We start from the raw sequence: 23,964 nt of genomic DNA, 5'->3' as shown, positions 1-23,964 counted from the left end.
CACCCCCGGCACCGACGATCCAACTCTATTCAGACCAAATGGTCAAACTCCATCCGGCGCTTTTCCGGTGGTTGCATAAAGTCTCTCCGGTTTGCCTAGCGGTTGAGCGGTCGCTGCCCAGATGGATGGCGGATTCGGCCCGCTACCGCGCGGGATTCAGGCCGAGCCCGGCCAGAATCAAGTCCTGCGTGCTGGCGACGACCGATTCGAAGAAGGCCGGATCGTCGAGGCTGCGCCCGCTGACGGCATCCACCTGCACGGCGAAGTCGGCGTAGTGCTGGGTGATCGCCCAGATCGAGAAGATCAGGTGATGCGGGTCGTGCGGGCCGATTCGCCCCTGCGCGCTCCAGCTTCGGATGACGGTGGCCTTGGCCTCGACGAGGTCGCGCAGCGGGCCTTTCAGCTCCGGCCGCAGCAGCGGCGCTCCCTGAACGATCTCCAGGCAGAACAGGCGCGAGGCTTGGGGCGCATCGCGCGACAGGGTCAGCTTGGCGCGGATGTAGTGCCGGAAGGCCTCGGCCGGCTCGCTGTCGGCGTCGAAGGCCTGGAGCGGATCGAGCCAGACCGCGAGCACCCGGCGCAGGACCGCGATGTAAAGCTCCTCCTTCGAGGGAAAGTAGTACAGCAGGTTGGTCTTCGAGAGGCCCGCCCGCTCGGCGATGCCCTCGACGCTGGCGCCATGCAGCCCAACGCTCGAAAACAGGGCAAGCCCTGCATCGAGGATCATCACGCGGCGCGCCTCGCCGTCCTTGCGACGCCGACGTGCGGGTGGGGGGGCGACGGCGGCGTCCGGGCTGGTCTCGGTCATGGCGCGCATCGAAGCCCGCGGCGGCGGCGGCTGGCAAGAGGGGCGATGCGGCGTGTCCCGCGTTATTCCGGCGCGCCGCCGTCAGGCGGGCGGGTGCGTCCGCATCCAGTGCTCGGCGATGTCGATGCGGCGGGCGACCCAGACCCGGTCGTGGGCGGCGATATGGTCGAGGAAGCGGACCAGGGCGCCGATCCGCCCCGGCCGGCCGACGAGCCGGCAATGCAGGCCCACCGACATCATCTTGGGCGCGTGCTCGCCCTCTTCATAGAGCGCATCGAAGGTGTCGCGCAGGTAGGTGAAGAGGTGGTCGCCGGTGTTGAAGCCCTGGATCGCTGCGCATTTCATGTCGTTGGCGTCGAGGGTGTAGGGCACCACGAGGCCCCGGCCGCTGGGCTCCGTGATCCAGTACGGCAGGTCGTCGGCGTAGGAATCGGCGAGATAGGTCATCCCGGCCTCGATCCCGAGGTCGAGGGTGTGGGGCGAGGAGCGCCCGGTGTACCAGCCGCGCGGGCGCGCCCCGGTGAGATCGGTGTGGATGCGGATCGCCTCGTCCATATGCGCCTTCTCCTCGGCGCGGGTGAAGTCGCGGTAGTCGATCCATTTCAGCCCGTGGCAGGCGATCTCCCAATCGGCCTCCCGCATGGCGGCGGCGATGTCGGGATGGCGGGCCAGCGCGGTGGCGACGGCGAACGCCGTCACGGGGATGTTGCGCGATTGGAACAGCCGCCACAGCCGCCAGAACCCGGCCCGCGCGCCGTATTCGAACAGCGATTCCATACTCATGTGACGCTGGCCCGGCCAGGGCTGCGCGCCGACGAGCTCCGACAGGAAGGCCTCCGAGGCCGCATCCCCGTGCAGGATGCAGTTCTCGCCCCCCTCCTCGTAGTTGAGCACGATCTGCACCGCGATCCGCGCGCCGCCGGGCCAGTGCGGGTGCGGCGGGGTGCGGCCGTAGCCGACGAGATCGCGGGGGTAGGTCACGGGGCCGGCCCTCGGGGGAGAGAAGGATCGGCTCCGCTGTTCGGCCGGGGAGGCGCCTGCTGTCAACCGGCTCGGGGTCCTTGCACTCGCGGCGCCGGAATGCATCCATGCGCGCCGCGCTGACTGCGGCGAGCTTGCCGCGCCGAACCCTCACCGCGCACGGTCCTTGCCTTCACCGGCGGCTGACCGGCCCGCGCCCAACCCCCGAGGTCTCTCCCGTGCTCCTGACCCCTCGCGAAAAGGACAAGCTCCTCCTCGCCATGGCCGCGCAGGTGGCCCGCAACCGGCTCGGCCGGGGCGTGAAGCTGAACTATCCGGAGGCGGTGGCGCTGATCAGCGACTTCGTGGTCGAGGGCGCCCGCGACGGGCGCTCGGTCTCGGAGCTGATGCAGGCCGGCGGACACGTGCTCACCGCCGAACAATGCATGGACGGCGTGCCCGAGATGATCCACGACATCCAGGTGGAAGCCACCTTCCCGGACGGGACCAAGCTCGTCACCGTGCACCACCCGATCCGGGGCGCGGCCTCGGCGGAGGTGCCCGGCACCGTGACCACCCTGCCCGGCGAGATCGTGTTCAACGAAGGTGCGCCCCGCACCCTGGTGACGGTCTCGAATGTCGGCGACCGGCCGATCCAGGTCGGCTCGCACTACCACTTCTACGAGGTCAATCCCGGCCTGACCTTCGACCGCGAGGCGGCGCGCGGCCAGCGCCTCGACATCGCCCCCGGCACGGCGGTGCGCTTCGAGCCCGGCGTGACCCGCGAGGTCGTGCTGGTGCCGCTCGGCGGAAACCGCACCGTGTACGGGTTCCGCGGCGACGTGATGGGAGCGCTCTGACACCATGGCCAACATGCCCCCCCGCGCCGCCCTGCCCCGGGCCGCCTATGCCGACATGTTCGGCCCGACCACGGGCGACCGGATCCGGCTCGCCGACACGTCCCTCGTGATCGAGGTCGAGCGCGACCACACCACCTATGGCGAGGAGGTGAAGTTCGGCGGCGGCAAGGTGATTCGCGATGGCATGGGGCAATCCCAGGTCACCAACCAGGACGGGGCGGTGGACACCGTCATCACCAACGCGGTGGTCCTCGACCATTGGGGCGTGGTGAAGTGCGACGTCGGGATCGTGAAGGGCCGGATCGCCAAGCTCGGCAAGGCCGGCAACCCGGATATCCAGCCCGGCGTCGACATCGTCGTCGGCCCCGGCACGGAGGTGATCGCCGGCGAGGGCAAGATCCTCACGGCCGGCGGGTTCGACAGCCACATCCACTACATCTGTCCGCAGCAGATCGACGAGGCCCTGTGCTCCGGCATCACCACCATGCTGGGCGGTGGCACCGGGCCGGCGCACGGCACCTTCGCCACCACCTGCACCCCCGGGCCGTGGCACCTCGCCCGAATGATCGAGGCGGCGGATGCCTTCCCGATGAACCTCGCCTTCGCGGGCAAGGGCAACGCGGCGCGGCCCGAGAGCCTGGTGGAGATGGTCCGCGCCGGGGCCTGCGCGCTGAAGCTGCACGAGGATTGGGGGACCACGCCCCAGGCCATCGACACCTGCCTCACCGTCGCCGACCTCCACGACGTGCAGGTGATGATCCACTCCGACACGCTCAACGAATCCGGCTTCGTCGAGGACACGATCCGGGCCTTCGCGGGGCGGACCATCCACGCCTTCCACACCGAGGGGGCGGGCGGCGGCCACGCGCCGGACATCATCAAGGTGGCGGGGCTGGCCAACGTGCTGCCGTCCTCGACCAACCCGACGCGGCCCTACACGAAGAACACCATCGACGAGCATCTCGACATGCTGATGGTGTGCCACCACCTCGACCCGGCCATCCCGGAGGACCTCGCCTTCGCGGAGAGTCGCATCCGGCGCGAGACCATCGCGGCCGAGGACATCCTGCACGATATCGGCGCGCTCTCGATGATGTCCTCGGACAGCCAGGCCATGGGCCGGGTCGGCGAGGTCGTCATCCGCACCTGGCAGACGGCCGACAAGATGAAGCGCCAGCGCGGCGCCCTGCCGGGCGACACCTCCGGCAACGACAACCTGCGCGCCCGCCGCTACGTGGCCAAGTACACCATCAACCCGGCCATCGCGCACGGCGTCTCGGGCCAGATCGGCTCGGTGGAGCCGGGCAAGCTCGCCGATCTCGTCCTGTGGAATCCGGCCTTCTTCGGGGTGAAACCCGATCTCGTCATCAAGGGCGGGGCCATCGCCACCGCCCCGATGGGCGACCCCAACGCCTCGATCCCGACGCCGCAGCCGGTGCATTACCGGCCGATGTTCGGGGCCTACGGCCGGGTGCCCTTCGCCACCGCCCTGACCTTCGTGTCGAAGGCGGCGATCGAGGATGGCCTGGGCGAAAGGCTGGGGGTGCAGAAGCGCCTCGTCGCCGTCGAGAACGTGCGCGGCGGCATCTCGAAGAAGAGCATGATCCTCAACGACGCTACCCCGCACATCGAGGTCGACCCCGAGACCTACGACGTCCGCGCCGACGGCGAACTCCTGGTCTGCGAGCCCGCCGAGGTGCTGCCGATGGCGCAGCGCTACTTCCTGTTTTGAGGTAGGATGCGGTCGACGCGCGCGGAGTCCCACATGTCCAAGGCGGCCCTCAGCCCATCCCAGGGGCACGACCTCTACGAGACCGACCTCTACCTGTGGACGCAGGATCAGGCCGCCCTTCTGCGCACGGGGGGGCGGCAAGCCGGTGGCCAGCAAGCCGGCGACCAGCAAGCCAGCGACCGGCACCGCATCGACTGGTACCATCTTGCCGAGGAAATCGAGAGCTTGGGTGGATCGCAAAAATCCGAGATCCGGAACCGCCTCGCCGTGCTGCTCCAGCACCTGCTGAAATGGGAATTCCAGCCGGACCATCGGAAGTACGGCTGGCGCGCCTCGATGGTCGAGCAGCGTCTCCAGATCGAAGGTCTTCTCGATGTCAGCCCAAGCCTCCGGGCTTGGCCGGAGAGGGTCCTGGCCAAGGCCTATCACCTGGCGCGCGTCCGCGCGGCGAGCGAGACCGGGCTGGCGGAACAGACATTTCCGCAGGCCTGTCCCTACACCCTGGCGCAGATCCTGGAAGACAGCTTCTATCCCGGCCCTCTCGAGCCTCGCTTCACCTGATGAACTCTGCCGATCCCGTGACCACCTGCACCGTATCGTCCCACGCCCCATGATCCGCGCCACCCACGTCCAGCGCCGCGATGCCCTGTCCGGCGAGATCGTCGACCGCATCGTCCTCGACCATGGCGACCGGCACCGCCGGCGTATGGCGATGCGCGCCGCGGGCGGGCTGTCCTTCCTGCTCGACCTGCCCGAGCCGACCGTCCTCGACGACGGCGACGCCCTGGTGCTGCAGGATGGCCGGCTGGTCTGGGTCGAGGCCGCGCCGGAGCCGCTGCTGGAGATCCGGGCGGCCGACGATCACGCCCTCAAGCGCCTGATCTGGCACATCGGCAACCGGCATATCCCGGCCGAGATCGGCACCGACGCGGTCTATATCGGCTTCGACCACGTGCTCGCCGAGATGGTGCGTGGACTGGGCGGCAGCGCCGAACCGGTCCAGCGCCCGTTCCGGCCGGAGGGCGGCGCCTATGCGGGCGAGGCCGCAAGTCAGCATCACCACGCCCACCATCATGGTCACCACCCGCACGACCACCCGCACGACCACTTGCACGACCACTTGCACGACCATCCGCACGCTCATGATTGAGGCCCTGCGCCTGATGGCGTGGCTGTCGCCGGGCTATCCGGTGGGGGCCTACGCCTATTCGCACGGGCTCGAGGGCGCGGTGGAGAGCGGCGAGGTCGGCGACGAGGCCTCGCTGACGGATTGGCTCGCCGACGTGATCGAGCACGGCTCGGGCCGCAACGACCTCATCCTCCTGGCCGAAGCCCATGCGGCGGCGTCGGCCGGAGACGCGCCGAGGCTGTCCGAGGTCAACGACCTCGCCCTGGCCCTGGCCCCCTCGCGCGAACTGCACCTGGAGACGAGCCAGCAGGGCCGCAGCTTCCTCGACGCCACCGTGGCGGCCTGGGGCACGCCGGGCCTCGATCGTCTCGCCGCGGGCCTGCCCGGCGCGGTCGCCTACCCCGTCGCCGTCGGGCTCGCGGCCGGCGCCCACCGCATGGCCCTGGCGCCGGTGCTGGCCGGGTTCGGCCTCGCCTTCCTGCAGAACCTGGTCTCGGCGGCCCTGCGCTGCGCGCCCATCGGCCAGAGCGCCGGCACGCGGATCGTCGCCGCCCTGACGCCGCGGGTGACGGCGCTCGCCGCCACCATTCCGGCGCTCACCCGCGACGATCTCGGCAGCGCCACCCTGAATCTCGACCTTGGCTCGTTCCGGCACGAGACCCAGTATTCCCGGATCTTCCGGTCCTGAGCCCCCCGCATGAGGAATGTGCGATGACGTCTCTCAACGGCCCGCTTCGCGTCGGCATTGGCGGCCCCGTCGGTTCCGGCAAGACGGCCCTGATGGAGCAGCTGTGCAAGCGCTTCCGCGACACCTACGAAATCTGCGCCATCACCAATGACATCTACACCAAGGAGGATGCCCGCCTCCTCACCGTGGCGGGGGCGCTGCCCGAGGAGCGGATCATGGGCGTCGAGACCGGCGGCTGTCCGCACACGGCCATTCGCGAGGATGCCTCGATCAATCTCGCGGCGGTGGCGGAGATGCGCCGGCGTTTCCCGAAGCTCGACCTGATCCTGATCGAGTCGGGCGGCGACAACCTCGCGGCGACCTTCTCGCCGGAACTCGCCGACCTGACCCTCTACGTCATCGACGTGGCGGGCGGCGAGAAGATCCCCCGCAAGGGCGGCCCCGGCATCACCCGCTCGGATCTTCTGATCGTCAACAAGACCGACCTCGCGCCCCTGGTCGGCGCCGATCTCGGCATCATGGAATCGGACACGAAGCGGATGCGCGGCACCCGGCCCTACGTGTTCTCGTCTCTGCGCGACGGCCACGGGGCGGACGCCATCGCGCGCTTCGTGGTGGAGGCCGGCGGGCTGAACGCCTGAGCGGCCTTCTTCGGACGGACCGTCCTAAGACCGGCCCACCGGCGCCCTGGTCCCGGCCGACGTTCGTGCAGGCGACGCGGTGCGGAGGCGGTGGACCTGCCAAGTCAGCATCATGCTGGCCACCATCAGGGCGGCATGCAGCAGGTGGAGCAGAACGGGCGTCTCGTGCAGCGTGTCTGGCATCGGCGGGACCTGCGGGCGCATCCGGCGCGCCGGGAGCCGAGGCGTGCAACAAGCGGGCCAGACGTCCCCGCTCGGAAGGCCGGTCCCGCTTCAGGAACCCGGACCCGGCTCAGGAAGCCGGCTGCAGGGCCGCTCCCCGGAGCGCCGCGTCCGGCGCCTCGAACGCCTTCGCCGAGACAAGGCGCGTCAGGACCGCGAGCAGGTCGGTCTGGGTGACGATTCCGAGGATGCGGTCGTCCGGAGCGGTAACCACCACCGCATGGCTATGGCCGTTGGTGAGGACCTCGACCAGGCTGAGCACCGGCGCGTCCGGCTCGGCCGTCCGCGCCTCCGACATCACCCGCGCCAGCTCCGGCACGGGATTTTGCCCCGAACGCCCCTCGCTCCGCAGCGACAGCTCGCGCAGACCGACCGTGCCGACGAGCTGGCCGGATTCCGACACCACCGGCAGCGTCCGGATGTTGTGCCGGAGCAGCAGGTCGCGGGCTCGCTCGGGCGATTCGTGCAGGCCGAGGGTGATCACGTCGCGGGACATCACCGCCCCGCAGGTCAGGGTTCCGTGGGTCCTCTGCAGGGCCTGGGCCTCGACCTCCCGCAGCAGACGGTCGAGGTCGGTGCGGTCGATGTCGAGGGTTTCGTTGAGGGTCAGCAGCGCCGCGTCGACGTCCCGGACGTTGAAGCCCACCCGCACCGGGGCGGGCGCGTCGGCGGTGCCGTGCGGGTTGACCGGGGTGGCGGGTGCGACGTGCGGATAGGTCCGCCCCGAGACCCGATGGAAGGCGATGCCGAGCCCGACCAGGATGAGGGAGTTGAGGCAGACCGGGACGAACGGGAACAGGAAGCCGGACGAGGCGATGGCGGGGCCGCCGATCAGGGCGGTCAGGGCGGCGGCTCCGCCGGGCGGATGCAGGCAGCGGGTGAACGACATCACGGCGATGGCCAGCGAGACGCCGACCCCGATGGCCAGGACCGGGTTGGAGATGAAATGCGCGGCCGTGACGCCGATCAGGGCCGAGATCGTATTGCCGCCGATGATCGGCCAGGGCTGGGCCAGGGGGCTGGCCGGTACGGCGAAGAGCAGCACCGCCGTCGCGCCCATGGGCGCGACGATCAGGGGGATGTGCGGCCCCTCCCCGACGATCCAGCCGCTGACGAGCCCCGTGAGGGCGATGCCGATGAGCGCGCCGAGGCAGCCGATCAGCCGCTCGCGCAGGGTCGCGCCGGCCAGGATCGGCCGGAACACCCGGGCGCTCAGGGATGATCCGAGAGGAACGCCGGCAGGGACACCACCGACAGGGATTCCGGTCCGGCGTTCAGGGCCAACCCCATGCGACATCTGACACCCCACATTCTCGCGCCGTCCGCCTTCAGGGTCGGCCATCGCCGACGATGCGGGTAGGCATCTCTGGTATACCAGCGAAAAACTGACAGACCGGCTCCGAAAATGCAACGCGCTTGGGCAGAATGCCTGCCATGAAGGCAGAGCCTTATGCCTGCCATGAAGGCAGGTTCTTCGGCTTCAGATGCCCGCGTACCAGGGGAATCCGAGTTCGGCGACCATGCTGCCGCGACCCTGGCCGAGGCCGTCGACCCGGTCCACCGCCTCGATCGCGCTGAGATATTTCAGGCTCTTGTAGCCGAGCTGGCGTTCCACCCGCAGGCGGACCGGGGCGCCGTGCGCCACCGGCAGGGGGGCGTCGTTCATGCCGTAGGCCAGGATTGTCTGCGGATGGAGGGCATCGAACAGGTCGTAGCTGTCCCACCAGCCATCGACGCTGCGCACCACGATGAAGCGGGCCTCCGGCTTCAGGCCCACCGTGGCGAGCAGGTGGGCCAGCGGCACGCCCGTCCACTTGGCGATGGCCGACCAGCCCTGCTCGCAGGCGTGGAGGGTGATCTGTGCCCGGGCCGGCATCGCCCGGAGGTCGGCGAGGGAGAACGCGCCCGGGCGCTCGACGAGGCCGCCGACCGGGAGCCGCCAATCCGTGAATCCGAGGGCCTTGGAGCGCCGGTAATCGGAATGGTCCGGGTCCGTGGTGTTGATGGTCGGGAACACCGCCGAGATCGCCTCCGGCCCGAACTCGCGCACCAGGGGCTGGTGGCGCTGGAGCCAGCGCTGGACCGCGAAGGTCAGGCCGTTGCTCCAGTCGTAGGGGGTGGCGAGCCGCGACAGGGCCGGCGCCTCGCAGCCGCCGAGCAGCCCGGCGCCCAGCAGCGTGCCCGAACCGGCGAGGAGGCGGCGGCGCGAGAGGTCACGCATCGGGGGGCTCCGCAGCAGGAATTCGGGAAGGAACTCGGGAAGGAACTCGGGAATCGTCTCCGGGAACGCGGAAGCGTCCGGTGATCATCGAGCGCATCAGGTTGCCGGCCCCGCCGACGAAGACCTGGGCCACGTGCACCACCAGGAACGCCACCAGCAGGCAGGCGGTGAGGAAATGCAGCGTGCGCGCCGATTGCCGGCCGCCGAACAGGGTGAACAGCTCCGGATAGGCGGCCGTGACGCCCGGCGACATGGTCAGCCCGGTGAGCACCATCAGGGGAAACAGGCCGAACAGCACCGCCAGGTAGGCGAACTTCTGCAGGGCGTTGTAGCGCAGGGCCTCGCGGCCGCGCGCCGGCCGGAGGCGGACATGGTCGGCGATCTCGCGGGCGAGGTGGCGCGGAGCGAGCTGGTCCCGGTCGGGGACGAGGTCTCGGGCGAAGTGGCCGCCCACGAAGGCGACGATGCCGTAGACGATCCCGTTGAGCACCAGCACCCAGGCGGCGAGGAAGTGCAGGTTGCGGCCCCAGCCCGTCTGTTCGAGGTTGACCGGCAGCGGCAGGTCGAGGGCGGCCGGCGCCCCGTTGGCCCCGGTCTCGCCCCAGAACAGGCGCGGCAGGGCGAGCAGGATCGCGACGCCGCTGACCAGCAGGGCCAGGAACGCGGCGGCATTGAGCCAGTGGGTCAGCCGCACCCAGGCGGCGTGGCGATGGACTAGGGACGGGTCCGGAGCCTCTGCCGGGGGCGCCCGCCTCACGCGGGGGCCTGCGGGGCCGAAACCGGAGGCCCCTGCAGCACGTCGAGGCGGTAGCGCTCGGTGCGGCTCTGGTGGCGGGGCGTCAGGCCGGGCGCCGTCAGCCCGATCAGGGTTTCCACGGCCGCATCGGCGCTGAGGGGAAAGTCCGTCTCACCGAGCCAGTGCACCAGGACGACCTCGCCCCCGGGCTTCAGCGACGCGGTGAGATGTTGGGCGATCCGGGACAGGTCCTCGGGGGTGAAGAAGTACAGCACCTCCGACAGCAGCACGAGGTCGAACCGGCCGGGCGGCCATTCATCCGGCACCGCCGCCCGCAGGAAGTCGACCTGCGGGCTGTCGGCGCAGCGCGCGCGGGCGGTGTCGAGGGCGCTCTCGGCCACGTCGAGGGCGAGCAGGCGCCCGCAGCGATCGGCGAGGCGCCGGGTCATGACGCCGATCGAGCAGCCGATCTCCAGGGCCTCGGCGTAGGTCGGCCGGCCGAGCGCCGCCAGGGTGGCGGCGTACTTGGCGTGCTCGTAGGGCGAGGTGGTGAAGTCCCAGGGATCGGGATTGGCGGCGTAGAGGTCGGTGAAATAATCCGCCGGCAATGTCCGGGTGGCGCGTGTCGGGATGGAGCCGGTCATGAAAGCCTCGCCGATGGTACGCACGGCCCCGAGCCTGAAGCGGACGGGAGGGGAATCGGTGGTCCGGACGCCATCATGCGCGGACCGCGCTGCACCTCAAACACCCGCCGATCGCGCCTCGGGCGCAAGCATCCCGGGGGGATCGCGCCACAGGAGGTCCGCCGGCCGCGCCTCGGCGAGGATATGGGCCGCCGCGGCGGTGAGCGCCCGGTCCGGCCCGGGCTGGCGCAGGTAGGTCGCCAGGTCCCGTGCCAGGCGCTCCAGGGGATGCGGGCTGAGGAAGCCCGCGAGCCCGACCGAGCGCTGGGCCCGCTCCAGCACGTCGAGCCCGGCCCGTTCCACCGCCAGACGGGTGAGGTTGACGTAGGCGATCACCCGCTCGGGCTCCGCCGCCGGGTCGCTGGCCAGCACCGCCGCCCGGGCCACGAACAGGCGCGCCGTTTCCACCGCGATCGCGGCCTCCCCGAGGCGGGCGGCCTGGTGCGGGTCGCCGCCGCGCCCGGTGGCCCGGAGATGGGTCCGCAGGGCGTCGAACACCGCCTCGATGCCGCCGAGCTGCACCGCGGCGAAGCGCCAGGCCCCGCCGGAGAAGTGCGGCTCGGCGAAGTAGGCGTCCGGTCCGCCGACGAAGCCGCCCGGATCGGCGGGCAGGCCGGTGAAGTCGAGGATGCCCGAGGTGGAGGCGCGCATGCCGTGGGCCTGCCAACCGGACAGGTCGGCCCGGGTCCCGGCCACGAGGTTGGCCACCAGCATCTGCTGGCGCCCGTCCGGCCGGCGCGCGGTGACGAGGGGGCGGGTGACCGATCCGGCCCCGGAGGCGAACGACTTGACCCCGCGCAGCCGCCAGCCGGCCCCGGCTCCTTGCGGGGCTTCCAAGCCTTCCGAGCCTTCCGGGCCTTGCAAGTCTTCCACGCCCGGCACGTCTTCCAGGCTGAGGCCGCCGGTCTGGGGCTGGGTGTTCCAGACCCCGAACAGGTGCCCGGCCCGGACGTCGCCTGCGAGGCGCTCGGCCACCGCCGGGTCGGCGTAGCGCAGGATCAGCAGCAGGGCGTTGACGTGGCCCTCATAGAGTCGGCCGAGGGCGAGGCTGCCGCGCCCGACCCGCGCCAGGACGTCGGCGAGGACCGGCGCCCGCTCGGGCGCGTCGAGGCCGGCGCCGCCGAGGGACACCGGCAGCGGCGCCGCCAGCAGTCCGGCCTCGTATGCGTGGGCCACGTCTTCGGCCGGAAACCCGCCCGCGCGGTCGAGGGCGTCGGCGCGCTCGCCGGCCCGGTCCGCCACCGCCCGGGCCGCCGCCAGAATCCTCGCCGGGTCGGGGGCCGAGCAGTCCTGAAGATGTCGATGAAGGGGGATGAAGTTCATGGACAGCACATGGATCACGCCCGCGCGATCTCCAGACGCTGTTTGCGTACACAAGCTCCGTTTTTCCGCGTCGAAGCCCGGTTCTCCCGCGTCAAAAAGCACCTGGGTTGCCGAGGCGCACGACGGCGCGGCGGGGCGCCGCCGCGCTCCGTCCGGTTCCCCCGCGTCAGCTCCAGGCGTGGAAGGGCGGGTTCACGCCGTTGAGGGCGTGATTGCCGACGATCGCGTATTTCCAGCGCACGGGGTCGTGGAGGGTGTGGGTACGGGCGTTGCGCCAGTGCCGGTCGAGGTTGTGCTCGGCCAGGGTCGAGCGGGTGCCGGCGAGCTCGAACAGGGTGTTGGTCGTGCTCAGAGCTACCTCGGTGGTGAGCACCTTGGCCTCCGCCACCGCCAGCTGCGCCGCCGCCACCGTGTCGGCCTGCGGTGCCGCCACGGCGGCGTCGAGGGCAAGGCCCGCCCGGTCGAGCAGCGCCTCGGCCGCGTGCAGCCGGATGGTCAGGTCGCCGACGATGCGGATGGTGTGGGGGTCGTCGGAGGCCCGCTCCAGGCCGCTGTCGACCCAGGGGCGCGACCGGGTGCGCACGAACTCGATGGTCTCGGCGAGCGCCGCCCGGGCGATGCCCGCATCCACGGCCGCCTGGATGATCTGGAAGATGGCCCCGTCGGCGCTCGGGGCGGCGTAGCCCTTCCAGGCCGGCACCAGATGGGTCTTGGGCACCCGCACGCCGTCGATCCGCACCGTGCCGCTGGCGGTGGTGCGCTGGCCGAAGCTCGACCAGTCGTCGATCACGGTGAGGCCCGGGGCGTTGCGTTCGGCGATGGCGTACCAGGCTCGGCCCGCGTCATCGAGGGCCACGATGGGCACGAGATGGGCCAGCAGCGCGCCGGTGGCGTAGAACTTGGTGCCCTGGACCACGACGTGGTCGCCGTCCTCGACGAAATGCGTCTTGAAGTCGGCGGCACGCGGCGTGCCCATTTCCGAGAAGGCGTTGCCGAAGCGGGTGCCGGCCAGCACCAGCCCGAACAGCAGCGCCTTCTGGTCCGCGTCCGACACCGTGTCGATCGCCGCCACGATGCCGAGGTGGTTCTGGGCGATCTGGCCGATCGACGGGTCGGCCGCCGACACGATGGCGATGACCTGGGCCACGGTCCGGTACGACAGCCCCGGCCCGCCCTGCGCCCGCGGCACGTTGATCGACCACAGGCCGCTCTGCGAGAACGCGTCGAGTTCGGCCAGGGGGCGGCGCCCGGTGCGGTCGCGCTCCGAAGCGCCGGCCCGGAACCCCTCCGCCAGCGCGTGGGCGATCCGCAGGGCCTCGGCGTCGTCGCGGACGATGTGGGCCGGGGCGGCGGGGCGCTCGGGACCGGGCGCCCCGGTGGGCCAGCGATGGGTCTCCCGTGATGTCTGGCTGGCGGCGATGTTCGGGCTGACGGCGATGGTCATGGCGTGTCTCCGGATCGGGGGCGGTTCGGCGGAGGGCCGCGCGTCAGGCGGCCCGCGCCCGTTCGCGGCGGGCCGCCTCCAGGGCGCGCACCCGCGGGATCACATGTTCGCCGAAATAGGCCACGTCCTCCTGGAAGTGCAGGAAGGCCAGCAGCGCCAGGTCGGCCCCGGCATCCTTGAGCGCCACGATGCGCGCGGCGATCTGGTCCGGCGTGCCGATCAGGTTGGTCTTGAAGCCGTCATTGTACTGGACGAGGTCCTCGAAGCTCGATTTCGCCCAGTTGCCCTCCCCTTCCGGCGAGGCCTTGCCGGCGTTCTTCGCCTCGTGGCCGAAGGCCTTCACGGCGTCCGGATCGGCCTGGTCGATGATCTCCCGCAGGACGGCCTGTGCCTCTTCCTCGGTGTCGCGCGCGATGACGAAGGCGTTGACGCCCACCTTCACCGCATGCCCGTTGGCCTTCGCCTTGGCCTGGAGGTCGTCGACCTGGGCCCGCAGGCCCTCCGGCGTGTTGCCGTTGGTGAAGTACCAGTCGGAGACGCGGGCGGCCATGTCGCGGGCGGCGCGCGAGGAGCCGCCCTGGAAGATCTCCGGCTGCGGGTCGGCCGGCTTCGGCCGCAGGGTGTAGTCGCTGTAGCGGTAGAAATCGCCCCGGAAGGTGAAGTTGTCCTGGGTCCAGATCCCCCGCAGGGAGCGGATGAACTCCTCCGAGCGGCGGTAGCGCTCGTCGTGGTCGAGCCACGGTTCGCCGATGGCGCGGAACTCGCCCGAGAACCAGCCCGAGACCACGTTGACGGCGATGCGGCCTTCCGAAAGCTGGCTGATCGTGGCGATCTGCTTGGCGGCCAGCGTCGGGTTCCACGGGCCGGGCAGCAGCGCGGCTATGACCTTCAGCGTGCTGGTGGCGGCCAGCAGCGCGTGGCTGAAGGCGACGGATTCATGCTGATACTCGGCGCCGTATCCGGCGGTGAAGCGGATCTGCGTCAGGGCGTAGTCGAACCCGGCGGCCTCGGCGATCTGCGCGAGGCGGCGGTTGTAGGGGCCGTCCCAGCTCGTGCGCTGGGGAATCTTGCTGATGACGAGGCCGCCCGAGACGTTGGGCACCCAGTAGGCGAAGCGGATCGGATCGCTGTCGTCGTGGTGCGGCGGTTGGAAGCTCATGTTCGGATCCATGCGTTTTCAGCGGGCGCGCAAGGTCGGCGGCCCGGCAGGTTGGGTTTTCGAATTGAATACAAAAGACGAGGCGTCGACATGATTGCCTCACGTCTCCGTGACGCCGAGGCCTGGACTTGGTCTTTGTTGGTGCTTGCTGTTCCTCGTCTAGAATTGCCCGGACGCGTGTCCGCGTCAAAGGAAGCAAACGGCTTTTTTCAGGCCTCCGGCGAAAACCCGTTCCCCCGAACGCGACCGGCGCCGAAGGTTTGTGTCGTGGGGCTGTTCGGGGACCGGCGCGCCGCTGCGGCCCGGTCATGCGCGCGCCTTCCGGGCAGGTCCGGGGCGCGGGACAGGGCTGATCCGGCGCCGACGATGCCCGGATTGCGGGCGCTGCCGGGATGCCGAATTCAGTTGCCGGGGCCGGATTGCTTGTTCCGGCGCCTTTCTGGGCAGCTGAATGCTGATAAGGTGGGCAATATCGAAAATTTGCCGATCTTGTAAGCTTGTCCTTCAAAATGACATTGCTTCGCGAAACCGGTCGTTTAAGCACGCGTTAATTCATCGCCCCTTACGTTTGGCTCCATCTCCAAGGGATCGCCGAAGTCTCCGATCTCGGTTCACCCAGGACTTTCATCCAGGAACACCGTCCATGCTGGCCGCGTCCCGACGACCGCTCGTGGTTCTCCTTGCCGGAGACGAGCTGACCCGTTCCATCACCACGAGTTGCCTTGAGATGTCGGGCTACGACGTGCTCGGCGCCCGCACCGCCGGCGAGGTCGAGAGCCTGCTGCTCGCCCGGCCGGACGAGGGCCGGGTCGACGTGCTGGTGACCGATGCCGACGTGCGCGACACGGTGGACGGGCTGTCCCTGGCGGGCGTGGCCCGCTGCCTCGATCCGACCGTGGGGGTGATCTACACCGTCCGCTCGCCGCGCCGCCTCGACGGCGAGGCCCTGGAGCCGGGCGCCCTGCGCCTGCGCACGCCCTATCACGGCCACCAGCTCGTCGCCCTGATCACCGACCTCCTGGCCAGCCCGGCCAATCGACGCGAGCAGGCCCGCGCGGCCGCGTGAGTCGGGGGGGGCTGCGCCCCCGACCGCCTGCCCGTTTCGCACCGCGCCGATTCCACCCGCCCGTTGCCCGTCCGCCTCTGCGCGTCTCGATTCACACACCTGATCTTGCCGGCAGACCGCGTCCCTCTCCCCCGTGTGGTGGGGAGAGGTTCGGCGTGGCGGTGGTTGGGTGACCCTCAGCCGGCGGAGGCTGGCGGGGCCACCCCCAGCTCCAACGCCGCCCCACAGGCTCGACGGATCGCGGGCGGGCCCGAGATCCGCTGGGGAGCAGGGCCGCGTCGTGGTGAGATGCCGTGAATCCAGGAGCCCGCGGAGAGGGAGCGTGCCCGTCCCCGACGCACCGGCCCAGGCGCCCGCCCCCGGTCGCCAACCCCCAATGTCCAACCCGCCTGTCCGTCCGGCGCCGGGCGGTGTATCAGGCGGTTCCCGCCCTGCCCCGCCCTGCCCTGCGACGTGACCGCCCACCGGCCCGCCGGCGGCGCGCGCTGGCGCGGATCGTGCCCGGCTGTCGGGCCCCAGCGCACCGCGAGAGCCGATGATCAGCGCCTTCGACCTCTTCAAGATCGGAATCGGCCCGTCGAGCTCCCACACCATCGGCCCGATGGTGGCGGCGCGCCGGTTCCGCACGCGGACGCGCGGGTTGCCCGGCCTCGCCCGCATCCGGGCCGAGATCTTCGGCTCCCTGGCCTGGACCGGGCGCGGGCACGGCACCGACACCGCCATCTTCCTCGGGCTCCTCGATCACGAGCCCCACACCGTCGACCCGGACGGGGTCGCCGGCCACGTGGCGGTGCTCGACGCCGAGAAGCGGCTCGGACCCGGGGGGCCGGCCTTCGACCCGGCTGCCGACCTCACCTTCAATTTCACCGATCTGCTGCCCCTGCACACCAACGGCCTGCGCTTCTGCGCGCTCGATGGCGACGGGGCCGTCCTCGACAGCGAGGAATACTATTCCGTCGGCGGCGGCTTCGTGGTGACCGAGGCCGAGGCGGCCCCCAATGCGGAGGCGGCCTGCCCCGTGCCCTATGCCAGCGCGGCCGGCCTCCTCGCCCTCTGCGTCGCCGAGGGCCGCACCATCGCCGAGGTGCAGTTCGCCAACGAATGCGGCGCCCGCACCCCCGCGGCCGTGGAGGCCGGCCTCGATGCCATCCGCGACGCGATGTTCGCCTGCATCGACCGGGGCCTGCGCCAGGACGGCGAGTTGCCCGGCGGCCTCAAGGTGCGCCGGCGAGCCCGGCGCCTGCACGACGACCTGACGGAGGGGCGCCTGCGCAACACCCGCGCCGCCCACGAGATCGTCGATTGGATCAGCCTCTACGCCCTGGCGGTGAACGAGGAGAACGCGGCCGGCGGCCGGGTGGTGACGGCGCCGACCAACGGCGCCGCCGGCATCATCCCGGCGGTGCTGCGCTACGCCCGCGATTTCTGCCCCGACTGGTCGGATGCGCGGTCGCGGGAATTCCTGCTCACCGCGGCGGCGGTGGGGGGCCTGATCAAGACCCGGGCCTCGATCTCGGGCGCCGAGGTCGGCTGCCAGGGGGAGGTCGGCTCGGCCGCCGCCATGGCGGCGGCGGGGCTGGCGGCCTTCCTCGGCGGCCATGCGGCCCAGGTGGAGAACGCCGCCGAGATCGCGATGGAGCACCATCTCGGCATGACCTGCGACCCCATCGGCGGCCTGGTGCAGATCCCCTGCATCGAGCGCAACGCCTTCGGGGCCAACAAGGCGGTGGTGGCGGCCTCCCTGGCCCTGCGCGGCGACGGCATCCACCGCGTCACCCTCGACGAGGTCATCGAGACCATGCGCCAGACCGGCCACGACATGCAGGCCAAGTACAAGGAGACCTCGCTGGGGGGCCTCGCGGTCAACGTCGCGGCCTGCTGAGGGGCGGCCGTCCCGGACAAAGGGAACGGATGCGTTTCCCGTTTCGCTCCCGATCACAGGCTCGGTCCGCTCCCGCTGACTCGTATCCGGCCCGGGTTGGTCCGGCGATCGGTCCGATTCAGCGCTTGATCTGGGGGCAAGATCTGGCGGCGAGATCTGGGGGCAAGATCCGGAGTACAGCGGGGCCGGATCGCGTCGGGACGGTCTCGCTCGCGTTCGGTGCCAGACATATGGAACGGAGCGGTTCCGATAGGGTTGTCCCGTCCGAGGGGACTACCGGATGGCGGATGCGGGCTGCGCGCACCCGACCCATCCCGCCGACATGCGAGACCGTTTCCATGACCATCCTTCCGCACGCGGCCGGCTCCAGCGTGAGCAGATTCGCGATCCCGTCCGGCCGGGTCCGGGCCGAGACGCGTATCCGGGGCGCCACGCCGGCCTGACGGGCGCATCCGCTCGCCGCGGCGGCCGACTTGATCCGCCCCCCACGCTCCCGACGCCTGACCACGCGCCCGGCCGCTGATCGCGCCGCGCCCGAATCCGACGCTCGCCCTCCCCCGATCCGACGACCGGAGACCCGCCATGCGGACCCTGACGCTTGCCCTGCTCCTCGGAGCGCTGACGCTCGCCCCCTGTTTTGCCCCGTCCTTCGCACCGTCCTTCGCCCTCGCTCCATCCCCCGCCGCCGCACAGGACCTGATCGTCCCGCAACATCCCGGATCGAACGGCTTGCAATCGGAGGAGCCGGGACCGAGCGGACGCGGACTGGAGCGGCCGGGAGTGCCCGTCCCGCCGGACGCGCCCCTGCCCCGGCAGACCCCACGCCCGACCCTGCTGATCCACGGGCATTATTGCGGCCCCGGCAACGACGGCATGGAGGTCACGCCGATCGACGCCCTGGATGCCGCCTGCCGCAAGCACGATGCCTGCACGCCCGACGGCGGCCTGCCCTCCTGCGGCTGCAACCGCGCCCTCAAGCGCGATGCCGGCCGCGTGGCCGCGAGCCCGCGCGAACCACAGGATCTCCGCGCCCTGGCCGGCGTGGTCGCCGGAGCCAGCGACCTGATGCTCTGCACCGACGACGTCGCGGGGCTGGGCCACTGAAGCGGACGCCTCGAGGCCGGAGGCCGGCGGCGGCCCCCGCCACCCTCGACGGCGCGACACCCGGATCGCTCCCGGGTGCCCTGCAGCAGGTCTCATCGGGGCGCGGGGTCTTCCCTCTTTACCCTCTGCCGGGCGGGAGAGGGGGCGACCGCTCCGGATGGTCCCTGCACCGCGGCAGGTCGCCGGCCGAATGAACCGGCGCGCGCTCAGTTCCCGTCGATGCGCTGGCCGAGCAGCGCGATGGCGCGCTGGTAGACCGAGGCGGCGTTCCAGCCCTGGATCGCGGCGAAGTTGGGCTCGCCCGGCTGGTAGCCGGCGCCGGCACGCCAGCCATGGCCCTTGAGGAAGTTCGCCGTGGAGTTCAGGGCGTTGGACGAGTTGTCGAGGCTGCCGCCGACGCCGTAGTTCAGCACGTTCTTGGGCAGGAACTGGGTGTGGCCGACCTCGCCATGGGCCGCGCCCCGGGTGCCGGCGTTGAGGACGCCGCGATCGACCAGGGTCAGGGCGGCGTAGAGCTGGTCGGTGAAGTAGGCCGAGCGGCGGCAATCGTAGGCGAGGGTCGCGACCGCCGAGAGGGTGTTCACGTTGCCCTTTACCGCGCCGAAGCCGGTCTCCATGCCCCAGATCGCCAGGAGCGGACCGGGCGGCACGCCGTAGCGCTGCTCGATCGACGCGAACAGGGCGGCGTTCTGCGCCTTCAGGGCGCGGCCGCGCGACACGATGGTGTTACCGCCGCGCTTGGCCAGGAACTGGTCGAGCGAGAGCTTGAAGCTCTTCTGGCCGCGATCGGCCGAGATCGTCGCCGTCGAGTAGGACGTGCCCATCAGGGTAGCGAGGCTGGCGGCGCTGGCCCGGCCGCGCGCCTCCTCGGAGAATTCCCGCTTCCAGGCCTCGAAGCCGGCGGCGGTGTTGCCGCACTGGGCCGCGTTCGCCCCACCCGTCGCGCAGACGAGCGCCGTGAAGGCCGCCGCGATCCACGGCGTCCGATACCCACGTCCGATCATGTCAAAACTCCCTGGCCCTGCGCCTCCGGATGCCGGACTCGCAGGCACGATGACTTCCCCTTGCGCGGAGCAAGGCGACAAACCGGTCGGGAAGTCGAGACACATTGCGGCAATTTTGCCTGCGATCCGGACCGGCGGCATCACTTCGCCGCGCTTGGTTACGTGACGGTGTCCGGCGATGCGATCCGGCATTCGGCCGGTTTCTCCCGCGGGACGGCCCACCCCCTGCAGTTTCGACCAAGACAAACCGTCTCCTGTCCTGGGCCGCAACGATCATGTCCCATTCCAATACAGGCCGTTCCACATCGGGCCGGCGCCCTTCCCTGGCCGTGGTCCTGATCGCCTGCGTCACCGCCGCGCTGCTGTGGGTGCCGATCCTTGCGCTCAGCCCGGCGCCGATCTGGTTCTGGTGAGCCTCAGGTCTTCTCCAGAGCGGCTCACGGCTCCTCGTCGCCGTAGCGACGATAGGCGCCCGTCAGGTAGCCCGCCTGCAGCGCGGTGAGATGGGCGAACAGCACGAGGGCGCCGACGACGCCGACCTCGCCCCGGGCCAGCCAGACCAGCCCCGACAGGGCGAGCACCACCGCCGAGATCCCGAAGATCAGGCGGATGCTGCCAGCGAGGCCGACCGCCAGGCCGCCGAGGAACAGGATCAGGGCGACCAGCATCGGCGACTCCTGGCGCGGCGGGTCGGATCGCGGTCAAGCATCCTTCGGCATTCGGGTACCCTTCACCAATCCGAACCATCGCGGCGATCCCGGACCAATCCGTCGCCGGGCGGTGATCCGCGCGTCACCGATCGTCCGACCCTAGCGCCCCAAATCGAAACGGCCGGTTGATGGCGCCGGTCAATCTCTCCCGGTTCCGGTCTTCCGCCCCCGGGCCCGCGCCGCTACCCTGGCGGCCCACTCCGGCATCGAAGGAACCCCTGCATGCGGTGTCGCCGGCAACGCTCCGGACCTGCGTCTCGGCCGACCCCCGGGCCGGGCCTCTCGCTCGTCCTCTCGCTGGTCCTCTCGCTGGTCCTGGCGACGCGTGCCGCGTCGGGCGAGGCCGGGGCGCCGGATGCGGGGCAAACCCCTGTGACCGTGACGCGACCTCCGGCGTATACCGCCTGCACGGATGCGATCGCGGCCGAGGCCGAAACGCGCGGCGTCCCCCCGGCCGTGGCGGCCCGACTGCGCACACTCGCTCCCGACCCCGCGGTGGCGGCCGCCACCGGAAACCAGTCGGAATTCGTCACGCCGATCTGGTCCTACCTCGATGCCGCCGTCACCGAGGCGCACATCGCCGAGGGCCAGCGCAAGCTGGCAGACTGGGCCGCCACCTTCGCGGCCATCGAGGCCCGCTACGGGGTCGACCGCTTCACCCTCGCGGCGTTCTGGGGGGTGGAATCGACCTACGGCCGCGTCCTCGACAACCCCGGCATCGTCCGTTCGGTCCTGCGCTCCCTGGCGACGCTGGCCTGTGCCGAGACGCCGCGCGCGCCCTACTGGCGCTCGGAATTGATCGCGGCCTTGCAGATCCATGCGCAGGATCATCTTCCGCCCGAGCCGCTCACCGGGTCCTGGGCCGGCGCCATGGGCCACACGCAGTTCATGCCGACGGTGTATCAAGCTTACGCGGTGGATTTCGACGGTGACGGCCGGCGCGACATCTGGACCTCGGTCCCGGATGCCCTCGCGTCGACGGCCAATTACCTCAAGGCCATGGGCTGGCGCTCCGGAGAACGCTGGGGCAGCGAGGCGCGCCTGCCGGACACCTTCGACTATGCTCTCGCGGACGAGACCACCGAACGCAGCCTCGCGGCGTGGCGCCGGCTCGGGGTCGACCCGGTCCAGCCCCTCCCGGACGACATCGTGCCGGCAACCCTGATCCTGCCCGCCGGTGCGCGCGGCCCGGCCTTCCTGCTCCAGCCCAACTTCCGGATCATCCTGCGCTACAACACGGCGCTGGCGTATGGCCTCACCGTCGCCCATCTGGCGGACCGCCTGCGCGGCGCTCCCGGCTTCACCCGGGACTGGCCCCGCGGCGATTCGATGCCGACCCCCGCCGACGTGCAGGCGCTTCAGGCCCGCCTGGCGGAGCGGGGCTTCCCCGCCGGAACCCCCGACGGCAAGATCGGCCCGCGAACCCGCGCGGCGGTCCGGGCCTTTCAGGCCGCGCACGGCCTGACGCCCGACGGCTACGCCGACGCGCCCTTGCGCGAGCGGATCCTGGCCCTTCCCTGACACACCGGCCGATTTAGCGGTGGTCGCGCCGCGGGGGTCGCGATAGAGCAGCGCCCGGCATCCAGGTTCCGGGATGCGGCGCGAGGCCGGGAGGGCGAGCGGAAATGAGTCGAGCCACCGTCGCGCCTGGCACCCCCCGACAGACCGTCGTGACCTACTGGGAAGGGCCGGTGACCTGGCTCGAACGGCTCAGCGCGGCTTCGATCGTCGCGGCCGGGCACCCGCTGCACATCTACTCGCACGACGTGGCGGGCCTGCGGCGGCAGGGGCTTCCCGGCACGGTGATCGATGCCCGCGAGGGGATCGGCCCGAACGTCATGGCGGACCTCTACCGCCGCCGCGGCGTCCTCGCCTTCTACGCCGATTACCTGCGCCTCAGCCTGATCCGCGATGGCAAGGGTGTCTGGTCGGACCTCGACTGCGTATTCCAGCGTCCCCTCGACCCGTCCAGCGGCGAGGCCGGCTACCTGTTCGGGTGGCTCAACCGGAGCCGCCTCAACAACGCGATCCTGTCGGCGCCGCCCAACTCGGAGCTCGTCGCCCGCTACTGGGACGCCATTTCCACGGTGCCGATCCGGGCCCCGTGGGCGACCGGCCATATCCGGGTCAAGCGCAGCCTCGAACTCCTGATCGGCAAGCGCATCCCGGTCCATCCGGAGCGCCTGGCGATCGGTCCGCGCGCCCTCACCTACTTCGTGCGCCAGCTCGGCCTCGAGGGCCATGCCCAGCCGCGCGCAGTCTTCTATCCCCTCGGCGACGACGACGCCCATCTCCTCGCCGAGGCGGACGACCGGGCGGCGCGCGCGCGGATCCTGCCCGAGACCGTGGTGGTGCATGCGTGGCGCGGCAAGCTGTGGTCGATCGGCCGGGATGCCCCGCCGCCCGCCGCCTCATGGCTCGGGCAGCGGTGCCGGGACCTCGGGCTCTGATCCGTCCGGGAGTTTCCCCTCAACCGCCTCGAAACCGGTCCGGAACCCGTCCCCTGGAGATGTCGATGCGCCGGATCCTGTTCATCTGCGCGACGCCGGTCGCCTTCGGGCTCGACACCCCCGCGGAGGTCGGTCTCGGCGGCATCGAGAGTACGAACATCGCCCTCGCCGAGGCGCTCGCCCGGCGCGGGTGGGCCGTGACCCTGGCTACGCGCCGGATCGGGACGGTGGTGCGCGACGGCATCCGCAACATCCCCCTGGAGGCGGCAGCGGACTGCGCGGCGGACGCGATCGTCACCAGCAACGATCCGCGTCCCCTCAGGGCCTTCCCCGGGCGGCGAGGCATCGTCTGGGTTCACAATCCCCTGAACGTCGAGAAATCCATCCGCAAGGGATACCTCCGGCCCTTCCTGGCCCTGCGGCCCGAGGCGGTCTTCGTCGGCAGCCTGGCAGCCCGGACGATGTCGCCGCTCTACCCGTTCCGGCGTCGCCACGTCATCCCGCACGGGGTCTCCCCGGTCTTCCGCACGCCCGAGCCGACCCGCGGGCACAGCCGCGATTTCGTCTACGCCTCGCAGCCCCAACGCGGCCTCGACCGGATGCTCCGGCTCTGGCGCAACGCCGCGCCCCTGGTCGCCTCGGGCGCGACGTTGCATGTTTTTGGATCGGAAGGGCTTTTCGGGTCGGAACAGCCCGATTCACCTGAGGAAAGTGGTCCGGTCGTGTTCCACCCGCGGGTCGGAGCCGCCGCCCTGGCCGCGTTCTATGCCGGGGCGCGGGCCATGGTCTGTCCCGGCTCCCCCGACGAAACCTTCTGCCTCGCCGCCGCCGAAGCGCAGGCCATGGGGCTGCCCGTGGTGACCGCCGGCATCGGAGCGCTGGCCGAGCGGGTGCAGCACGGGGTGAACGGGTGGATCGCGGCGAGCGATGCGGACTTCGCCGACGCCGTCGTCGCTCTCGCGGTCAACGACGACCTGTGGTCGGAGCTCAGTGCCGGCGCCCTCCTGCAGCGGCACGCTTTGACCTGGGAGCGGGCCGCGATCCTGTGGGAAGCCGTCCTGCGAGACCCACCCGGAATGCCGCCCGCTCGGGGCGCCTGATCACCCCGGTATCCAGGCCTACGGACACCCGTGACAGAATTC

The 23,964-nt window shown here is 71.1% G+C and carries 24 protein-coding genes and 1 pseudogene; 13 read left to right on the top strand and 12 right to left on the bottom strand.

Features of this window, described 5'->3' with window-relative positions; genetic code table 11:
- Nucleotides 1–142: 142 nt before the first annotated feature.
- Together rutR and puuE are read right to left on the bottom strand one after the other, a co-directional pair.
- Entirely contained in the window at nt 143–808 is a 666-nt protein-coding gene (rutR, locus tag ASF60_RS22825) for an HTH-type transcriptional regulator RutR (RefSeq protein WP_156634376.1), read from the bottom strand.
- A gap of 90 nt (nt 809–898) precedes the next feature.
- Nucleotides 899–1,789 (bottom strand): annotated as a pseudogene (gene puuE / locus ASF60_RS22820) (allantoinase PuuE); the annotation flags it as partial.
- Nucleotides 1,790–2,007: 218 nt separating this feature from the next.
- On the opposite strand from puuE, the gene ASF60_RS22815 reads away from it, so the two are divergent.
- The 6 genes from ASF60_RS22815 to ureG are packed head-to-tail and all read left to right on the top strand — an operon-like array spanning nt 2,008 to nt 6,818.
- Complete coding sequence (locus ASF60_RS22815) at nt 2,008–2,628, top strand: urease subunit gamma (RefSeq protein ID WP_056190544.1); 621 nt, start codon at nt 2,008–2,010, stop codon at nt 2,626–2,628.
- 4 nt (nt 2,629–2,632) lie between these two features.
- On the top strand, nt 2,633–4,360 hold the full coding sequence (gene ureC, locus ASF60_RS22810; protein ID WP_056190542.1) for an urease subunit alpha: 1,728 nt from the start codon (nt 2,633–2,635) through the stop codon (nt 4,358–4,360).
- 33 nt (nt 4,361–4,393) lie between these two features.
- Nucleotides 4,394–4,921, top strand: coding sequence for a DUF29 domain-containing protein (locus tag ASF60_RS22805; protein ID WP_056190540.1), 528 nt, complete (start codon nt 4,394–4,396; stop codon nt 4,919–4,921).
- A 49-nt stretch (nt 4,922–4,970) separates the two neighbouring features.
- On the top strand, nt 4,971–5,510 hold the full coding sequence (locus tag ASF60_RS22800; RefSeq protein ID WP_056190538.1) for an urease accessory protein UreE: 540 nt from the start codon (nt 4,971–4,973) through the stop codon (nt 5,508–5,510).
- On the top strand, nt 5,503–6,177 hold the full coding sequence (locus tag ASF60_RS22795) for an urease accessory protein UreF (protein WP_056190536.1): 675 nt from the start codon (nt 5,503–5,505) through the stop codon (nt 6,175–6,177). The genes ASF60_RS22800 and ASF60_RS22795 overlap by 8 nt, the downstream gene beginning before the upstream one ends.
- Nucleotides 6,178–6,200: 23 nt before the next feature.
- Entirely contained in the window at nt 6,201–6,818 is a 618-nt protein-coding gene (gene ureG / locus ASF60_RS22790) for an urease accessory protein UreG (RefSeq protein ID WP_056190534.1), read from the top strand.
- 24 nt (nt 6,819–6,842) lie between these two features.
- On the opposite strand, the gene ASF60_RS24880 is transcribed toward ureG, so the two are convergent.
- From ASF60_RS24880 to sfnG, 8 genes are all read right to left on the bottom strand, one after another.
- Nucleotides 6,843–7,001 carry a hypothetical protein gene (locus ASF60_RS24880; RefSeq protein WP_156375972.1) on the bottom strand — a complete coding sequence of 53 codons (159 nt, stop codon included), beginning with the start codon at nt 6,999–7,001 and terminating at the stop codon, nt 6,843–6,845.
- Nucleotides 7,002–7,110: 109 nt separating this feature from the next.
- Nucleotides 7,111–8,301, bottom strand: coding sequence for an HPP family protein (locus ASF60_RS22785; RefSeq protein WP_443136793.1), 1,191 nt, complete (start codon nt 8,299–8,301; stop codon nt 7,111–7,113).
- A 219-nt stretch (nt 8,302–8,520) separates the two neighbouring features.
- Nucleotides 8,521–9,261: a molybdopterin-dependent oxidoreductase gene (locus ASF60_RS22780; RefSeq protein WP_056190530.1), complete on the bottom strand. Its 741-nt coding sequence runs from the start codon at nt 9,259–9,261 to the stop codon at nt 8,521–8,523.
- Complete coding sequence (locus ASF60_RS22775; protein ID WP_056190529.1) at nt 9,254–10,018, bottom strand: cytochrome b/b6 domain-containing protein; 765 nt, start codon at nt 10,016–10,018, stop codon at nt 9,254–9,256. The genes ASF60_RS22780 and ASF60_RS22775 overlap by 8 nt, the downstream gene beginning before the upstream one ends.
- Complete coding sequence (locus ASF60_RS22770) at nt 10,015–10,641, bottom strand: class I SAM-dependent DNA methyltransferase (RefSeq protein WP_056190708.1); 627 nt, start codon at nt 10,639–10,641, stop codon at nt 10,015–10,017. The genes ASF60_RS22775 and ASF60_RS22770 overlap by 4 nt, the downstream gene beginning before the upstream one ends.
- Before the next feature lie 96 nt (nt 10,642–10,737).
- Nucleotides 10,738–12,003, bottom strand: coding sequence for an acyl-CoA dehydrogenase family protein (locus ASF60_RS22765; RefSeq protein ID WP_082508161.1), 1,266 nt, complete (start codon nt 12,001–12,003; stop codon nt 10,738–10,740).
- 166 nt (nt 12,004–12,169) lie between these two features.
- The gene (locus ASF60_RS22760) at nt 12,170–13,447 is read right to left on the bottom strand and encodes an SfnB family sulfur acquisition oxidoreductase (protein ID WP_056190527.1); all 1,278 of its coding nucleotides are present in this window, start codon (nt 13,445–13,447) and stop codon (nt 12,170–12,172) included.
- Between the two features lie 43 nt (nt 13,448–13,490).
- Entirely contained in the window at nt 13,491–14,606 is a 1,116-nt protein-coding gene (sfnG, locus tag ASF60_RS22755) for a dimethylsulfone monooxygenase SfnG (RefSeq protein ID WP_056190705.1), read from the bottom strand.
- A 643-nt stretch (nt 14,607–15,249) separates the two neighbouring features.
- On the opposite strand from sfnG, the gene ASF60_RS22750 reads away from it, so the two are divergent.
- The 3 genes from ASF60_RS22750 (at nt 15,250) to ASF60_RS22740 (ending at nt 18,658) form a co-directional block, all read left to right on the top strand.
- Nucleotides 15,250–15,672: a hypothetical protein gene (locus ASF60_RS22750; protein WP_056190525.1), complete on the top strand. Its 423-nt coding sequence runs from the start codon at nt 15,250–15,252 to the stop codon at nt 15,670–15,672.
- Nucleotides 15,673–16,207: 535 nt separating this feature from the next.
- Nucleotides 16,208–17,554: an L-serine ammonia-lyase gene (locus ASF60_RS22745; RefSeq protein WP_056190523.1), complete on the top strand. Its 1,347-nt coding sequence runs from the start codon at nt 16,208–16,210 to the stop codon at nt 17,552–17,554.
- A 582-nt stretch (nt 17,555–18,136) separates the two neighbouring features.
- A complete protein-coding gene (locus ASF60_RS22740; protein WP_056190521.1) occupies nt 18,137–18,658 on the top strand; it encodes a hypothetical protein in 522 nt (173 codons plus the stop codon).
- A 206-nt stretch (nt 18,659–18,864) separates the two neighbouring features.
- On the opposite strand, the gene ASF60_RS22735 is transcribed toward ASF60_RS22740, so the two are convergent.
- Nucleotides 18,865–19,662 (bottom strand): lytic murein transglycosylase, encoded by a 798-nt coding sequence (locus tag ASF60_RS22735; RefSeq protein ID WP_056190520.1) that lies wholly within the window; start codon nt 19,660–19,662, stop codon nt 18,865–18,867.
- A 275-nt stretch (nt 19,663–19,937) separates the two neighbouring features.
- Between ASF60_RS22735 and ASF60_RS24875 the strand changes: the two genes are divergently transcribed.
- A complete protein-coding gene (locus ASF60_RS24875; protein WP_156375973.1) occupies nt 19,938–20,075 on the top strand; it encodes a hypothetical protein in 138 nt (45 codons plus the stop codon).
- 24 nt (nt 20,076–20,099) lie between these two features.
- Here the strand turns inward: ASF60_RS24875 and ASF60_RS22730 are convergent, their stop codons facing one another.
- Complete coding sequence (locus ASF60_RS22730; RefSeq protein WP_056190518.1) at nt 20,100–20,330, bottom strand: hypothetical protein; 231 nt, start codon at nt 20,328–20,330, stop codon at nt 20,100–20,102.
- Nucleotides 20,331–20,594: 264 nt separating this feature from the next.
- On the opposite strand from ASF60_RS22730, the gene ASF60_RS22725 reads away from it, so the two are divergent.
- The 3 genes from ASF60_RS22725 to ASF60_RS25010 all read left to right on the top strand — a co-directional run bounded on the left by ASF60_RS22725 (nt 20,595) and on the right by ASF60_RS25010 (nt 23,922).
- Complete coding sequence (locus tag ASF60_RS22725; RefSeq protein ID WP_082508150.1) at nt 20,595–21,893, top strand: lytic murein transglycosylase; 1,299 nt, start codon at nt 20,595–20,597, stop codon at nt 21,891–21,893.
- 104 nt (nt 21,894–21,997) lie between these two features.
- Nucleotides 21,998–22,822, top strand: coding sequence for a hypothetical protein (locus tag ASF60_RS25015; protein ID WP_162241345.1), 825 nt, complete (start codon nt 21,998–22,000; stop codon nt 22,820–22,822).
- A gap of 65 nt (nt 22,823–22,887) precedes the next feature.
- Complete coding sequence (locus ASF60_RS25010; RefSeq protein WP_162241344.1) at nt 22,888–23,922, top strand: glycosyltransferase family 4 protein; 1,035 nt, start codon at nt 22,888–22,890, stop codon at nt 23,920–23,922.
- The last annotated feature ends 42 nt before the right edge of the window (nt 23,923–23,964 follow it).

The organism is Methylobacterium sp. Leaf113 (assembly GCF_001423325.1).
Taxonomy (GTDB): domain Bacteria; phylum Pseudomonadota; class Alphaproteobacteria; order Rhizobiales; family Beijerinckiaceae; genus Methylobacterium.
This window is presented reverse-complemented; position numbering and strand designations above follow the sequence as displayed.